This is a genomic window from Mesorhizobium sp. M0751, from assembly GCF_040320265.1.
Lineage (GTDB): Bacteria > Pseudomonadota > Alphaproteobacteria > Rhizobiales > Rhizobiaceae > Mesorhizobium.
Genome location: NZ_JAMYPH010000011.1, coordinates 119,172 through 135,011, shown reverse-complemented (window position 1 = coordinate 135,011; position 15,840 = coordinate 119,172). Strand labels below are relative to the sequence as shown.

Annotated in this window: 13 protein-coding genes and 1 pseudogene; 4 read left to right on the top strand and 10 right to left on the bottom strand. The window is 62.6% G+C overall.

Annotated features, from left to right (window positions below; all coding sequences use genetic code 11):
- Positions 1-8: 8 nt before the first annotated feature.
- The 4 genes from infB to rimP are packed head-to-tail and all read right to left on the bottom strand — an operon-like array spanning position 9 to position 5,536.
- Positions 9-2,576, bottom strand: a complete 2,568-nt coding sequence (gene infB / locus NKI19_RS18465) for a translation initiation factor IF-2 (RefSeq protein WP_352488164.1) — start codon at positions 2,574-2,576, stop codon at positions 9-11.
- Positions 2,573-3,223, bottom strand: coding sequence for an RNA-binding protein (locus NKI19_RS18460; RefSeq protein ID WP_352488163.1), 651 nt, complete (start codon positions 3,221-3,223; stop codon positions 2,573-2,575). Before NKI19_RS18460 ends, infB begins: the two co-directional genes overlap by 4 nt.
- 38 nt (positions 3,224-3,261) lie before the next feature.
- Complete coding sequence (gene nusA, locus NKI19_RS18455; RefSeq protein ID WP_352566252.1) at positions 3,262-4,857, bottom strand: transcription termination factor NusA; 1,596 nt, start codon at positions 4,855-4,857, stop codon at positions 3,262-3,264.
- 46 nt (positions 4,858-4,903) lie between these two features.
- Positions 4,904-5,536 carry a ribosome maturation factor RimP gene (gene rimP, locus NKI19_RS18450; RefSeq protein WP_352488160.1) on the bottom strand — a complete coding sequence of 211 codons (633 nt, stop codon included), beginning with the start codon at positions 5,534-5,536 and terminating at the stop codon, positions 4,904-4,906.
- Between the two features lie 568 nt (positions 5,537-6,104).
- Here rimP and NKI19_RS18445 point away from each other — a divergent pair.
- The 3 genes and pseudogenes from NKI19_RS18445 to NKI19_RS18435 all read left to right on the top strand — a co-directional run.
- Positions 6,105-6,356: pseudogene (locus NKI19_RS18445) on the top strand (hypothetical protein); the annotation flags it as partial.
- Between the two features lie 19 nt (positions 6,357-6,375).
- Positions 6,376-6,753: a CHAT domain-containing protein gene (locus NKI19_RS18440; protein ID WP_352488159.1), complete on the top strand. Its 378-nt coding sequence runs from the start codon at positions 6,376-6,378 to the stop codon at positions 6,751-6,753.
- Between the two features lie 731 nt (positions 6,754-7,484).
- Entirely contained in the window at positions 7,485-9,650 is a 2,166-nt protein-coding gene (locus NKI19_RS18435) for an adenylate/guanylate cyclase domain-containing protein (protein WP_352488157.1), read from the top strand.
- A 72-nt stretch (positions 9,651-9,722) separates the two neighbouring features.
- Here NKI19_RS18435 and NKI19_RS18430 read toward each other — a convergent pair whose 3' ends face one another.
- The gene (locus NKI19_RS18430; protein WP_352488156.1) at positions 9,723-10,223 is read right to left on the bottom strand and encodes a YHS domain-containing (seleno)protein; all 501 of its coding nucleotides are present in this window, start codon (positions 10,221-10,223) and stop codon (positions 9,723-9,725) included.
- 13 nt (positions 10,224-10,236) lie between these two features.
- Entirely contained in the window at positions 10,237-10,833 is a 597-nt protein-coding gene (locus NKI19_RS18425; protein WP_352488155.1) for an ankyrin repeat domain-containing protein, read from the bottom strand.
- A 258-nt stretch (positions 10,834-11,091) separates the two neighbouring features.
- On the opposite strand from NKI19_RS18425, the gene NKI19_RS18420 reads away from it, so the two are divergent.
- Positions 11,092-11,256, top strand: coding sequence for a hypothetical protein (locus NKI19_RS18420; RefSeq protein ID WP_352488153.1), 165 nt, complete (start codon positions 11,092-11,094; stop codon positions 11,254-11,256).
- 60 nt (positions 11,257-11,316) lie between these two features.
- On the opposite strand, the gene trmB is transcribed toward NKI19_RS18420, so the two are convergent.
- The 4 genes from trmB to lnt form a co-directional block, all read right to left on the bottom strand.
- On the bottom strand, positions 11,317-12,018 hold the full coding sequence (trmB, locus tag NKI19_RS18415; protein ID WP_352488152.1) for a tRNA (guanine(46)-N(7))-methyltransferase TrmB: 702 nt from the start codon (positions 12,016-12,018) through the stop codon (positions 11,317-11,319).
- An 11-nt stretch (positions 12,019-12,029) separates the two neighbouring features.
- The gene (gene metK / locus NKI19_RS18410) at positions 12,030-13,319 is read right to left on the bottom strand and encodes a methionine adenosyltransferase (RefSeq protein ID WP_352566254.1); all 1,290 of its coding nucleotides are present in this window, start codon (positions 13,317-13,319) and stop codon (positions 12,030-12,032) included.
- A 326-nt stretch (positions 13,320-13,645) separates the two neighbouring features.
- Positions 13,646-14,065, bottom strand: a complete 420-nt coding sequence (locus NKI19_RS18405; RefSeq protein ID WP_352488149.1) for a helix-turn-helix domain-containing protein — start codon at positions 14,063-14,065, stop codon at positions 13,646-13,648.
- 137 nt (positions 14,066-14,202) lie between these two features.
- Positions 14,203-15,789, bottom strand: coding sequence for an apolipoprotein N-acyltransferase (lnt, locus tag NKI19_RS18400; RefSeq protein WP_352488148.1), 1,587 nt, complete (start codon positions 15,787-15,789; stop codon positions 14,203-14,205).
- Positions 15,790-15,840 lie beyond the last annotated feature (51 nt).

The window sequence follows — 15,840 nt, the reverse complement described above, 5'->3', positions numbered from 1 at the left end:
GTTCGAGCTCAGAGCGTCCTGGTCACCATCTCGACGCGGAAGCACTCGATGACGTCACCGACGCGCATGTCCTCGTAGTTCTGGAAGGCCATGCCGCATTCCTGGCCGCCCGGAACTTCCGAAACCTCATCCTTGAAGCGCTTCAGGGTCTTCAGCGTGCCTTCGTGGATGACGACGTTGTCGCGGATCAGGCGGACGCCCGCACCACGCTCGACCTTGCCTTCGGTAACACGGCAACCGGCGATCTTGCCGACCTTGGTGATGTCGAAGATCTCGAGGATTTCGGCATTGCCGATGAAGGTCTCGCGACGCTCCGGGGAGAGCAGGCCGGAAAGAGCCGCTTTCACATCATCGACCAGATTGTAGATGATCGAATAGTAGCGGATCTCGATGCCTGCCGCAGCCGCGGCCGCGCGGGCCTGCGCATTGGCGCGAACGTTGAAGCCGATGATCGCAGCCCCGGAAGTTTCCGCCAGCGACACGTCGCTTTCGGTGATCCCGCCAGCCCCCGCATGGACGATGCGGGCGCGCACCTCGTCGGTGCCGAGATTGTCGAGCGCCGCGTTGATCGCCTCGATCGAGCCCTGCACGTCGCCCTTGATGACCAGCGGGAATTCCTTCAATCCGCTGGTCTGCAACTGCGACATCATCTGTTCAAGCGAGCCGCGCTGGCCGGCATGCCTGGCCACCGCCTTCTCACGCGCCAGGCGCTGGCGATATTCGGTGATCTCGCGGGCGCGGGCTTCGTTGTTGACAACGGCGAAGCGTTCGCCGGCCAGCGGCGTACCTTGCAGACCGAGGACTTCCACCGGCATTGCCGGCGGCGCTTCCTTGACCTGATCGCCGCGATCGTTGACCAGCGCGCGCACCCGGCCCCACTCGTTGCCGGCGACGAGAATGTCGCCCGGCATCAACGTGCCGGTCTGCACCAGCACGGTAGCGACTGGGCCGCGGCCCTTGTCGAGCTGGGCTTCGATGACAACGCCTTCGGCGGTGCGGTCCGGATTGGCCTTCAGGTCGAGGATTTCGGCCTGCAGCAGGATCGCTTCGAGCAACTTGTCGAGATTGATGCCCTTGGTCGCCGACACCTCGACATCCAGCACCTCGCCGCCCATCGATTCGACGAACACCTCGTGGCGCAGCAGTTCCGAGCGCACCTTCTGCGGGTCGGCGTCATGCTTGTCGATCTTGTTGATCGCCACGATGATCGGAACGCCGGCCGCCTTGGCGTGATTGATCGATTCGATCGTCTGCGGCATGACGCTGTCGTCGGCCGCCACCACGAGGATGGCGATATCGGTCGCCTGGGCGCCGCGGGCACGCATCGCGGTGAAGGCGGCGTGGCCGGGCGTGTCGATGAAGGTGATCTTGTGACCGTTCTTCTCGACCTGATAAGCGCCGATATGCTGGGTAATGCCGCCGGCTTCGCCGGACACGACGTTGGCATTGCGGATGGCATCGAGCAACGAGGTCTTGCCGTGATCGACATGGCCCATGATCGTTACCACCGGCGGACGCGGCTGCAGGTCCTCGGGACGGTCGGCGATGTTGAACAAGCCCTCTTCGATGTCGGACTCGGCGACGCGGCGGACCGTGTGGCCAAATTCGGTGGCGACGAGTTCGGCCGTGTCGGCGTCGATCACGTCGCCAGGCTTCAGGATCTGGCCCTGCTTCATGAAGAACTTGACCACGTCGACAGCGCGCTCGGACATGCGCTGCGCCAGCTCCTGGATGGTGATGGTTTCGGGCAGGATCACTTCACGCATGACTTTCTCGCGTGGCTCGTTATGCAACGCGCGCTTGAATTTCTCCTGACGGCGGCGCATCGACGAGAGCGAGCGGGCGCGCGCATCCTCGTCGGAAAGAGCCGAATTCAGCGTCAGCTTGCCGCGGCGGCGGTCTTCCTCGCCCTTGGTCGGCTTGGCAGGACGCGCCACTTCGGGCGTGACCAGACGGCGCACTGGTGCACCGGCACCGGTCCGCTTCGGCTTGACCTCTTCCTCGTCATCCACTGTCGCCAGTTCGGCAGCCAGCGGCGCACGGCGGCGCGCCTCTTCCTCGGCACGGCGGCGGGATTCGGCCTCGGCTTGCAGCCGTGCCTCTTCCTCGGCCTGACGGCGAGCCGATTCCTCGCGCTCGCGGCGGCGGCGCTCTTCATCCTCGCTGCGGCGCTTGGCTTCCTCGATGGCGCGCTGGCGATCCTCGACGTCGCGGACCTTCGAGCCCTCGAGAGCCCGGCGGCGTGCTTCCATTTCCTGGCGCGACAACTCGTTCAGCACCATGCCGCCGCGTTCGACCGGCGGCGGAGGCGGAGGCGCCTTGGGAGCTTCCTGCACGGCAGGCGCTGCCGCGACCGGCTTCGGCGTGAAGACGGACACAGGCGCTGCCGCCGGCTCCGGCTTGTCGCCGGGCAGCGAGAACTTGCGCTTCTTGGTCTCGACGACCACCGACTTGGTGCGGCCGTGCGAGAAGTTCTGGCGCACCGTGCCCTGCTCCATGCCGGGGCGCTTCAGCGTCAAGGTCTTCTTCGGCGTAACACTCAGCGTCTTGTCGTCGCCCGATTTCGTATCGCTCATTCCATATCCTCTGCGGCATCATCTTCGTCAGCAACGGCCGCAAGCATTGCCAGATCGTCCGGGGAACCGCCCCGATATCGGTCGAGCGCAACCATGCGCTTCTGGACCGCCCTGCCCGCGTCTCCCGCGAGAACGGCAGCATGTATCACATTTGTACCCCCCAATGCCAAGCTCAACTCGGCCTCGGAGAAAAGTTTGTAAGCGCGGATCGCAGGCCCGCCGAGGTGGACGGTTGCCCGTCGCGCCTGGCTTATCTTGCGGACGCCATCGTCGGAAGCCTCGGTCGCGTGGAGCACGAAAAGTGCAAGTCCGCCGCGCACGGCGCTCTCGACCTTGGTCGCTCCGAGCGCTATGGCGCCCGCCTTGCGGGCCAGGCCAAGCATGCCCAGAGCGGACCTGGAAAGCAGCGCGTCGACCATACCACCAAGATCGGCCGGCACGGTCACCTGCGCCTTAAAAGCGCGGGCAAACAGGTTTTTGGCCGCTGCCTTTTCTATATGTAGGCGGTCGGCCGTCACCCAGCAACCGCGGCCGGGCAGGTTTCTCTTGATGTCCGGAACGACGGCCGAATCCGGGCCGACGACGAAACGGATCAGCTCATCCGGTTCGGCTTGCCTGCGGGTGACGATGCAGGTGCGATCGTTCATCTCGTCCAAGGGCGGGTTCGGTGCGATGCGGTTTCACCTCACGCACCGACGGTTTCGTCAGCCGGCGCGCCCTCGGCGGCAAGCTCGTCTTCGGTGATCCAGCCAGCCTTCAGGCGAGCGGCCAAGACCATTTGCTCGGCATCGGCGCGCGACACGCCGTGGTTGGCGAGCACACCCGGGAATACCTTCGTCTCGCCGTCCTTGCGTTCCTTCCAACCGGTCAGGTCGTCGGCGGCGTAGCCGGCGAAATCCTCGATCGTCTTCACGCCGTCCTCGCCAAGCGTCACCATCATGGCGGTGGTGATGCCGGGAATCTCGCGCAATTCGTCCTTGACGCCGAGCGCCTTGCGCTTCTCGTCATGCTCGGCTTCGATCTTTTCCAGATATTCGCGGGCGCGGGTCTGGATTTCCGAAGCCGTGTCCTCGTCGAAGCCGTCGATCGACGCGATTTCACCGGAGTCGACATACGCGACCTCCTCGACGCTGGTGAAGCCTTCGGAAGCGAGCACTTGGCCGACCATCTCGTCGACGTCGAGGGCTTCCATGAACAGCGACGACCGTTCGACGAATTCCTTCTGGCGCCGTTCGCTCTCTTCCTGCTCGGTCAGGATGTCGATGTCCCAGCCGGTGAGCTGCGAGGCAAGACGGACGTTTTGGCCACGGCGGCCGATGGCCAGCGACAGCTGATCGTCGGGGACGACGACCTCGATGCGCTCGGCATCCTCATCGAGCACGACCTTGGCGACTTCCGCCGGCTGCAACGCATTGACGATGAAGGACGCGGCCGAAGGCGACCACGGAATGATGTCGATCTTCTCGCCCTGCAATTCACCGACGACCGCCTGGACGCGACTGCCGCGCATACCGACGCAGGCACCGACCGGATCGATGGAGCTGTCGCGCGAGATGACGGCGATCTTGGCGCGCGAACCCGGATCGCGGGCGACCGACTTGATCTCGATGATGCCGTCGTAGATTTCCGGCACTTCCATGGTGAACAACTTCGCCATGAACTGCGGATGGGTGCGCGACAGGAAGATCTGCGGGCCGCGCTGTTCGCGGCGCACGTCATAGACATAGGCGCGGACGCGATCGCCATATTTGTAGTTCTCGCGCGGGATCAGCTCGTCGCGGCGGATGATCGCTTCGCCACGGCCGAGATCGACGATGACGTTGCCGTATTCGACGCGCTTGACGGTACCGTTGACGATCTCGCCGATACGGTCCTTGTATTCGTCATATTGCCGGTCGCGCTCGGCCTCGCGCACCTTCTGCACGATGACCTGCTTGGCCGATTGGGCGGCGATGCGGCCAAAATCCATCGGCGGCAGCTGTTCGGCGATGAAATCGCCGAGCTGGGCGTCCGGATTGCGCTCGCGTGCCGAGGAAATGGCAATCTGGGTCGCGTAGTCATCGACCTTCTCGACCACTTCCATCAGCCGCTGCAGCTTCATCTCGCCGGTGTTGGCGTTGATGTCGGCGCGGATATTGGTTTCCTGGCCGTAGCGCGAGCGCGCGGCCTTCTGGATCGCATCGGCCATGGCGGCGATGACGATCGACTTGTCGATCGACTTTTCACGCGCGACCGCATCGGCGATCTGCAGCAGTTCAAGCCTGTTGGCGCTTACAACCATCTTCTTTCTCCCGAGCTTGTTGCCGACCTTACGGCCGGCAGCCCAATCACATTTCCTGTTCGGTTTCGTCTTCCGCACCCTCTGGTGCGTCTTCGGGTTCGCCGCGGCGTTTCCTGGCTTCCTTGCGCGCCCGATTGTCCTTCGAAAGCGCATCGCGGATAAGATCGTCGGTCAGGACCAGCCGCGCTTCGGCAATCGCATCGTAGGGAACGCGCACCGTCGGCTCCTCGCCGTAAGCGGCCTTGTCACGCTCGATCAGCACACCGTCCGCGTCGCTTTCGGCAATCTTGCCCTTGAAGCGCTTGCGGTCGGCGACGAGAACCGACGTTTCCATCTTCACCAGATGGCCGGTCCAGGCTGCAAAGTCCGATTTGCGGACCAGCGGCCGGTCGATGCCCGGCGACGATACTTCGAGATGATAAGCCTTCTCAATCGGATCATCGACATCGAGAGCCGGCGACACCGCCCGGCTGACCTCTTCACAATCCTCGACCGTCATGGTGCCGTCCTCGCGCTCGGCCATGATCTGCAGCGTCAGCCCGTTCTGGCCCGACAGGTGCACACGTACCAAGCGGAAGCCAATGGCGCGCAGTACCGGCTGAACGATCAGCGCGATGCGCGCATCGATGCCGCTTTCGCGGATGATGCGGTCGTCGCCTTCGCTTGACGTCATTGTCATTCGGTCTCTGTCGCTCGATTCCTGTTTGGTCGGCAGGTAATAAAAAAGAGCGGGACCGGGTGGACCCACTCTTCGCCATACCGACCAAGAATTTGAAGCTGATATAGACGATCATGGCCCTCGTTTCAAGCCCGTCGACAGCTCTACACCTGCGTTTGGCTCGCGAGTTCTGCCGGCCTCGTTGCTTACACCGAATTGAGGCCGCGAAATCAGGGTCTCCGACAACGTCGCCGACGATGATTTGCTACATTTTTGGAACGGCTTGCGCGTGGACGTACGCTCAGCGTCTCGTGCGCCTCGCAAGCGTGAGGGCGATACTGATGCGAAGACGATGGTTCAGCCACGGACATCACGCCGACGGATGCTCAAATCGCCGCTGAACTTACGTCTCTGCAGCAAGCAAAGTCCTACCTGCTACCCGACAGCATTGCATCGGAATTGGAGCGCGAATCAACATCGGGTGCACGCCTGTTGATCATACCGTCCCGATCTGCGCAAAAGATTCCATTTGCTGCTTTCCCGATGCGTGATCAATCTTTGATTGACCTCTATTCTCTAATGATCGTGCCTGCCGCAGAGGATAATTATCGCCGCGCAACTGGAGCATGTCAGCGCCAAGGCGAAATCAACGTTTATGGTGGTCGGTGATCCTGACCTTTCTGGGGACAAGAGCTTCTGCTGGCCAAAGCTGCCGCATGCGCGCAAGGAAGCTGCCCTATTAGCTGACAAACTGGGCACCAAAGCCACCACGGGGGCGAGTGCAGATTTCAATCTCGTCAAGACCAGTCTGAAATCCGGGCAAAAGACGCTTCGGCTGATTTACTTCGCTACCCAATGGGATGACCGATCCAGAAAACCCGGCGGATGGAAGCTTCTTGGCTTTGACAAAAAGTCACCTCACCGGCGCTGCCCTGCGCAAAATGAAGCTGAAATTCGTCCAGGGGCCAATTGTAGTAATGAGCGCCTGCTTTTCGGGACTAGGGAAGGTTTTCCCGGGAGGCGTATATACCGACTTTTGGCTGAAAGCTGGAGCGTCCCAGGTCGTAGTAAGCCTCTGGGCCGTCAGCGACGCTGGAACGCGCGATTTGATGGCTCTCTTCGCGGCCGAAATGAGCAAGCAATTTGAAAACGGAGCGACCAATGCTAATGGAGCCGAGACAGCTCTTGCACTCGCAATGCGGGGGCTGAAGGCGACAGAGAGAGACCCAGCTGTTTGAGCGGCTTTTATCGTGGTAGGTTGGCCGATTCCATAGTCTTCGCCGGCGTTGCAGATCCTTGGCTGCCAAGGCACCGCGCAAGCTAGGACGGCGACGAGTCCAATGGCCATCCGCTATGCCCAGCATACTCCCAACAAAGGTTAGGGTGCCGGCGCGCAAAAGACCGGATTACCTGGAAAGTAGCCATTTGGAGCGTTTTCCGGGGAGCGCCTGGGGAGCGCCGGCGGGACAATGGCGCCTTGTACCCCCTCAAAGATCGACAGCGGCGGTCCCCGCAACATCCTTGCGATGCTAGCACGGCCATCCCCCGGTCAAAAAGCTCCCGGGTCCTTTCGGGCCCCTTCACGGCATCTGTGTGGCGATACAGACCAGTCCGCCGACTGACTGAGAAGCGGCGTCCGCGCAGACAAATCTCACCGGTCGCGCGCGCGGAGACTGCTACGCGCCCATACTGGCATGCAGTTGGACTTCCATCGTGAGCCGCCGGTCTGCGCAAGTTCTGATTCTAAATCGCGATGCAAGATCAGAAGCTCAGAAGGAGAGGTCGGTAGAGGAAGAAGAATCGGCTAGAGTCAGGACCGGCCGGGCCAAGTGACGGCCCGCCCAGGCCAAAGCGGATCACATTCCGTCCCGTGTAGCAGCTCCGCTCGGACCGGGTGCGTTGCGAGCGTTGCCGGTGTAGAGTGCGTCGGGTGACCCATCACGCGCCCTCAACGGAACACAGGCGACGCATGGAGCGGCGACTAACTGCCATATTTGCGGCCGATGTGGTCGGCTACAGCCGGCTGATGGGCGAGGACGAGGTCGGCACGCTGGAGCGGCTGAAGGCCTGTCGCCGCGAGTTGATCGATCCATCGATCGCCCGGCATCACGGCCGTATGATCAAGCTTATGGGCGACGGTGCGCTGGTCGAATTCGGCAGCGTCGTCGATGCGGTGCAATGCGCGGCCGACATCCAGCGCAAGATGGCCGAGCGTGACAAGGGTATAGTAGACGACCGGCTCATCCGCTTTCGCATCGGCGTCAACCTCGGCGACATCATTGTCGAAGGCGAAGACATCTATGGTGACGGGGTCAACATTGCCGCGCGGCTGGAAGCGCAGGCCGAGCCCGGCGGCGTGTGCATCTCTGGCACGGCCTTCGACCACGCCGTGCACAAATGCGACGTCGGCTTCGCCAGCCTTGGCGACCAGCGCCTGAAGAACATCGCCGACCCTGTCCGCGTCTATCGCGTTCTCCTCGATCCTTCGAAGGCGGGCAAGGTTCTGAGCGGCCCGCGCCGCCCGCTGCGGCCGACGATCCTGGCGGCGGGGGCGGTGCTGCTCGTTGCCGTCGCAGTTGCCGGCACCGTGATTGCCTGGCAGTGGCTGCGGGCGCCGCAACGGCCTTCCGTCGCGGTACTGCCGTTCGCCAATTTGAGCGGCGATCCTGCGCAGGACTATTTTGCTGAGGGCATAACCGAGGACCTGATCACCGACCTCGCTAAACTTTCGGCCCTCGACGTGATCGCCGGCAACTCGGTCGCCGCTTACAAGGGCAAGCCGCCCAATCTCGCCGACATCAGGCGCGAGCTCGCCGTCGACTTCCTCGTCGAGGGCAGCGTCAGGCCGACGGGTGACCTAATTCGGATCAACGCGCAACTGATCGATACGGCAAACGGTGAGCATGTGTGGGCCAATCGCTTCGACCGGCGCGCGGCCGAAACGTTCGCTGTCCAGGACGAGATGCGCAAAGAGATCGTCGCCGCGCTCGACGTCGAGCCCTCGGCGACGGAAACCAAGAGGATGGAGCGCCCGTCCACCGCCGATCTCGAGGCGTATGACTACTACCTGCGCGGCGAGCACGCCGCTTTCACCGGCCGCCCGCCGGGCATGCGGGACGCACTGGACTTCTATGCAAAGGCGATCGCGCTGGATCCTTCGTTCGCCGCGGCATTCGCAGCCGATGCGCGCACTGCCGTCTACGTCTGGCGCAATGCCTATGACGACGTGTTGCAGTCCGCCCCGGCGCGAAAGCGCGCCTATGAGAGCGCGGGGCGAGCCCTGCAGCTCAATCCCGATCTGTCGCTGCCCTACGCGATGCTTGCCATCCTGCAGAGCGTGGACCGGCGCTTCGACGAAGCGATCGAGTCGGCCAGGCAAGCCGTGGCGCTCGGACCGGGCGACGTCGAAGCGCAGGTCGCGCTAGGGTACGTCTACCTATTTGACGGCAAGTTTCCTGAAGCCACCGCGGCGGTCGAAACGGCATTGCGGCTCGACCCCGACATGTCGCCGATCAATCGCCAGATCGCCGGCACCGTCTTTTTCTTCAACGGCGATAGTGAACGCGCGGTGTCGGCGCTGGAACGCGCTCGCGACGAAGCGCCTGGGGTCGGCAACATCCTAATCTCGCTCGGCGCTGCCTATGCACAGACCGGCCGCATCGCAGACGCGCGGGCGGCGGTGACCCAGGGGCTGCGACTTCTTCCCAACAACGACTCTATTGCCGCGATCAGGATGGGATGGCATTTTCGCAATCCGCATGATCTGGAAACCTTGATCCGCGCGTTGCAGCAGGCGGGTCTGCCGGAATGGCCGTATGCCTTCAAGGGCGACGAGCGCGATCGGCTTAGGGGTGAGGAGATCAGCGCCCTGGTGATCGGCCACACGCTGAAGGGCGTCGCGGAGCCGGGCCCGCGGCCGGCAATCATGCAGATCGGCAATGATGGCCGGGCGGCCTTCCGCTCTACCGCCCAATTCATCACCGAGACCGTATCCGTTAAAGGGAGCCTGCTTTGCGAGCAAAGCGAAAACGCATTTGGGCGACCGGATTGCGGCCCGATCTATAGGCGCCAAGGCGAGTTCGCGTTCAGCTTCGTGAACTCGCGCGTCGTCTTTCACTTCTCGCCGCTCGACTAAAGCATGTCGCGCGAAGACCAAAACCGCTGCACACGTCGGGCGACATGACATCAAAGCGCCCGAGCGGTCGGATCAATTGATCTGGTCGCGCTCCAGCCTTGCCTTGACCGCCGGCCAAGCGGCTTGCGCTTTTGGCAAAACTTCGTCGGCGTGGGCGGCGATATTTTCCATGTCAGGCTTGTCGTAGGCTAGGTAGAGCTTGCCGTCGATGATCTTGAAAGCCTCGGGATCGACGTTGACCGTCACCGAATCCAGCGAAACCTCGCCCACGCAATAGCCGCCATATTGCGGAGCATATTTGACAGGCTCGCTCATGAACATCTTACGGTGCTCGTCGCTTGCGAAATTCCAAGGTGTGCCGAGCCAGTTGTAAGCGATTTTCTCCGAACCTTTGACCGCCTTGCCGTCGGTGAAATAGGCGACCGGATCATAACCCATGATAGCCACGCCGCCGAAGTAGCCGGTGTTCACCGTGCCGTCGGCATGCGCGGGGGCCGCGCCGACAGCCGAGAAGGCTAAAGCGCCCGCCAGGATAAAGTTGCTCAGAGATCTGCTTGCGTCTGCTGCGTGCATCGCGCGTCTCCTGTCAATCGTGAATGTCCATGCACCGTTTGTAGTTCTCTTCTGTGTCCTTGATCACTTCCGGCTTCTGGCAAGCGGCGCCGTGGCGCTTGTAGAGGCGAACGACCTCCAAGTTGCCCTTCCAGAAGGCGCGGCTGATCGGCGCGTAGCCGTGGACCTCGGGATGGGCGACGTCAGCGCCCTTTGAGATGAGGAACTCGACCACCTCTAGATGGTTTTCCTCGCCCGCCACCATCATCGGCGTGACGCCTGCCTTGTTGGCCGCATCGTCGAGCACGGCGCCACGGCCGAGCAGGAGTTTGGCAACAGGCAGGCTGCCGGAATAGGCAGCGGCATGAAGCGGCGTGAAGCCACCGGAATTGCGCGCCATAACGTCGGCGCCATTGGCGATCAGCAATTCGGCGATCGCCAGCTGATCGGCAAGCGCGGCATTGATGAGGGGCGTTGCCTGGTCGCGCGCGCGACTGTCGACGGCGGCGCCGGCGGCCAGAGCCTCCTTGGCGGCGCTGGGGTCTCCTGCGGCAACGGCATCGAACAACGGGTCTGCAGCGGCCGTCACAACCGCGAAAGCCAGACCGACCATTGCAAGCAAGCCGCGCATCGCCTGTCCTTTAGAGGCGCCTAAAATAGCATGCGGCCGATCACCTGGGTAGCCCTTCGAGCGAGCAGCTGTCGACAGCCCGGTGTCGACAGTCCGGTGGCGCATGACCGTCGTGCATGACGGCAAGGCTCCGAGTCCGCAGCGCTGCGCAAATGCATGGCGCCCATGCAGTAATCCTCCTTTGAGCACCGGCAACGCACGACTATCCATGTTGCATTGCACAATTGGAGCGCTCGCTGCGCTCGAAAGGGTACCATCATGAACGATCGTCGATTTTTTTCAGCCATAGGCAATGTCTTTAGCGTGTTCGGCAGCGCCGTAGCAGCGTCGCGGGCTGTGGAAAGCGGTCGCAAGCCGCGTGCGCATGATTTGCGCAATCTCGGCATGGAGCCGGCAGCCTTCGACAAGATCCGTCGCTTCTGAGCCAGGTGAGCGCCGAGGGCCTTCGGCCCGCTCGCCTTGTGCCCAGCTCGGATTTCCCGTTTATTTCCGCACGAAGGTGAGATAGGCGGGCCGTCGGCCTTCGCGAATGGCTTTGGCCTCATAGCGCGTCCCCGGCCAGCCATCATAGGGCCGATGCCAGTCGGCTGCTTCGCTTGCCTGCCACGTGAAGGCGCCGTGCGCCCGGCAATGCAGGAGCGTCCAGTTCACATAGCTGTCGATGTCGGACGCAAAGTGGAACTTTCCGCCGTGCTTCAGGACGCGCGCGAAGCGGTCGAGATTGACCGGGCTGACGAAGCGCCGCTTCCAGTGCTTCTTCTTCGGCCACGGATCCGGATAGAGAAGATCAATGCCGTCAAGGGAAGCCTGCGGCAGCCAGTCCAGCAGGCGTGTGGCGTCGTCGTCATAGACGCGCAGATTGGCAAGCGGCCGCTCCCGGACCGCCATCATCATCTTGGCCATGCCGTTGACGAAAGGCTCGACGCCGATAAAGCCGGTCGCCTGGCTGGCCGTGGCACGGTGCAGAAGATGTTCGCCGCCGCCAAAACCGATTTCGAGGTGGACAGCCGAAACTTCGGCTTCGAAAAGGCTGCGCAGATCGGCCGGCGGTTCAATCGTCAGATCAAGCCTGTAAACGGCGAAGCCGCTCTCCAGCGCCGCCGCCTGCTGTGGTCGAATGGTCTTGCCGCGCCGGCGACCGAAAAATGCCTCGGTCGCACGGCTTGGCCGGTCCTTCGGGTCCATAGGCGCCGCGGTTAGGCGGCGACTGCTTCGGCGACTGGTTCGGCGATAGCGTCCTTGAGCGCCTTGGCGAGATCGGTCTTCTCCCAGGAGAAGGATCCGTCACGGCCGGCCTTGCGGCCAAAATGGCCGTAGGACGACGTCTTGGCATAGATCGGCTTGTTGAGATCGAGGTGGCGGCGGATGCCGGACGGCGACAGGTCCATCACGGTGCGCAGCGCACGCTCGAGCTTTGCCTCATCGACCTTGCCGGTGCCGTGGAGGTCGACGTAGATCGACAGCGGCTGGGCAACGCCGATTGCATAGGAAAGCTGGATCGTGCAGCGATCGGCGAGCTTTGCGGCAACCACGTTCTTGGCGAGATAACGCGCCGCATAGGCGGCCGAGCGATCGACCTTGGTGGTGTCCTTGCCGGAGAAGGCGCCGCCGCCATGAGGCGCAGCCCCACCATAGGTGTCGACGATGATCTTGCGGCCGGTCAGGCCGGCGTCGCCGTCGGGCCCGCCGATGACGAACTTGCCGGTCGGGTTGATGTACCAGTTGCAATTGTCGGCGATCTTCAGGTCGCCCAGTGCTTCGCGAATATAGGGCTCGACGACGTTGCGCACCTTCTTCGAATCCCACGTCTCATCGAGATGCTGGGTCGACAGCACGATCTGCGTCACTTCCGCCGCTTTGCCGTCGACATAACGGACGGTGACCTGACTCTTGGCATCCGGTCCGAGCCTGCCGGCATCACCGCTGCCTTCATGGCGCGCAGCCGCCAGCAATTCGAGGATCTTGTGGCTGTAATAGATCGGCGCCGGCATCAGGTCCGGGGTTTCGCGGCAGGCATAGCCAAACATGATGCCCTGGTCGCCGGCTCCCTCCTCGCCTTGCCGGTCGGAGGCGTTATCGACGCCTTGACCGATATCCGGCGACTGGCCGTGCAGCAGGACCTCGATCTTGGCTGTCTTCCAGTGGAAGCCGGCCTGCTCGTAGCCGATTTCGCGGATCGCCTTGCGGGCGACCGACTTGAACTTGGCCGGGTTGACAATCGGATGGCCGGCAGCATCCTTCAGGACGTTGCCCTCCTTGTCCTTCTTGAGCAGCGTCTCGGGGACACGCACCTCGCCGGCGATGACAACGCGATTGGTCGTCGCAAGCGTCTCGCAGGCAACGCGGACCTTCCACGGGTCCATGCCGGTCTTTCTGGCTTCGCGATAGACGAGATCGACAATCTCGTCGGAGATGCGGTCGCAGACCTTGTCGGGATGGCCCTCGGCAACGGATTCCGAGGTGAAGAAGTAATTGTGCCGCGTCACGGGTGTCCCCTCTTGAAAAAAATATCGGCAGGCCGCCGATTTTGGCGCGCCAGTTGTTAACGGTGCCGGGCGCCGCTCGTCAAGCCATGCAGCCGTTCTGGCGTGAATTTTGACGTTATTATCTTTGCATCCCGAGACGGCGGCAGGGCGCACTGCGATCAGCCGTTGCACCAACAGACTGAGGAAAACGGCTTCGAGGAAGCGTGTCGAGCGAAATCGATCCGCGCTTTAGCGTATCTGCGGAATACACATCCCTCGATACGTGTAGCGGCGAGAAATTGCATGCCCAGCTACTTCACGGGCCAGTCAATCTCTTCACGGGCCGGTCAATCGACCTCGTCGGCGGAGAGCGACTTCACCAGCTCGATGATCTTGCGGCGCACTTTCACGTCGGCGATCTTGACGAAGGCGCGGTTCAGCTGGAGCCCTTCCGGGCTGCCGCAGAATTCGACGGCAGAGGTCATCGACGCATCCTCGGCAAATCCACGGGTGCCCGCGGGCTCCTGACCGGGCGCATCCTCGAAGAAGAAGGCGACGGGCACGCCGAGTATGGAGGCGATTGCCTGCAGACGGCTGGCGCCGACGCGATTGGTGCCCTTTTCGTACTTTTGGATCTGCTGGAACGTTATGCCGAGGTTTTCGCCCAGTTTTTCCTGGCTCATTCCCAGCATATTGCGGCGAAGCCGGATGCGGCTTCCGACGTGGATGTCGATCGGATTCGGCTTTTTCTTGTTTTCTTCTGTCATTTTTTCCTCGCCGAATTTATCCGGCTTTTTCTATTTTGCTGCCCAAACGACGCCGCGGCCCGTGCCCCAACAGAACGACCTTATCGACTTCGAAAATTTTCAGGCGCTTACAGTATGAGTTTCTAATGTGTCGGCTGTCAATTCGCCCGTAGCCTTTGCCTTACGTTCAAAATGCATGCCGCAACGGCAAGCAAAAACATGATCAGCATTCCGTTAATGCGTCGTTGGCTGGAGGAAACGATGGCTTGGTTGGAGATCGGCACACGCACATCGATGGCACCGCGTGCATCGATTGCCAGCGCGTCGACGATGCGACCGCGCGGGTCGACAACGGCCGAAATGCCGTTATTAGCCGCGCGCAACAGGGGTACCCCATTCTCCACCGCCCGGATCTGCGCCTGCCTGAAGTGCTGGTACGGCCCCGGCGTGTCGCCGAACCAGGCGTCATTGGTGACGTTCACAATAAGCTCGGCTGCCGTTGCGTCAACCGCGACGAGATCGGGAAAGATGACCTCATAGCAAATAAACGGCAGCGCCCGGATACCGCCGGGCAGCGCGATCGGGTGCCGGTCATTGCCCGCCGCGAAGGTCATCGGACCGGCAACAAGCTGCTCAAGCCCGAAGCGGCCGAGCAGATCGGCGAAAGGCAGGTATTCGCCGAAGGGTACCAGGTGAACCTTGTCGACGGCATCGACGATTTCGCCCCTTTCGTCGATCGCCACCACAGAGTTGTAGTAACGGCTGCCGGCCGCCGAGCCGCCTTCCTCGCGAACGACGCCAGCGACCAGCATCTGGCCATCGCCAAGCATCTCTCCGATGGCAGGCAGGGCATCCGGACGTTCGGTGAACAGAAACGGCACGGACGTCTCCGGCCACAGGATCAATTGCGGCCTGTCATGGCCGGGTTCCGGCGCCTTGGCCGAAAGCCCCATCATGGTGGCGAAGATGCGGTCACGCACCGAGGTATCCCATTTTTCCGTAAGGTCGACGGCAGGCTGCACGATACGGACGTCGAGGCTGCGGGCAGCCGGCTTTTCGGGGGCGGCGAGCCGGATATAGCCAAAGCCGGCATGGGCGGCGACGAGAACGACAAGCAATGCCGCGCCGAGGCGAAGATGCTGGCGCGCCGCAAGCAGGGCCGGCAGCGCGAAGACGAAGACCGCAAGCGCGTTCATGCCCACCATGCCGGTCACCGATACGCTCTGCATCAGCAAAGGCACCGGCATCGCCGCATAGCCGACGGCATTCCACGGAAAACCGGTAAACAGGAAGCCGCGCAGCCATTCCGCCAGCGCAAAGCCGAAGGCCAGCGCGGCGATGCGGCCAATGTCGTTGCTCCACAACAGCCGGGCAACCACGGCAGCGAAACCGTAAAAGAAGGCCAGCGCGAGGGGGATGCCGACCACCGCGAACGGCAAGGCCCAGGCAAAGCTGTCGGCCTCGACCAGCAGCGCCGAGCCGACCCACCAGAGACCGGCAAGAAAGTAGCCGAAACCGAACCACCAGCCGGTGGCGAAAGCCGGCCGCAAGCGCCGCAGAAAACCGTCCGAGGCTTCGCCGGTCGCGCCGTCGAGGAGCCACACCAGCAGCGGGAACGAAACGAAACAGACGGCGAAGAAATCGTAAGGCGCCTGGGCAAGAACCGCCAGCGCCCCGGCAAGAAACGCCACCAGCGCGCGCCGCCAGCCCCAAAGCAGAATTATCCGGCCGGCCTGGCGCTCCATCAATGCTTCCGAGTCGTGCGAATCAGGAAGCAAGATTTATCAGGCCGCGGG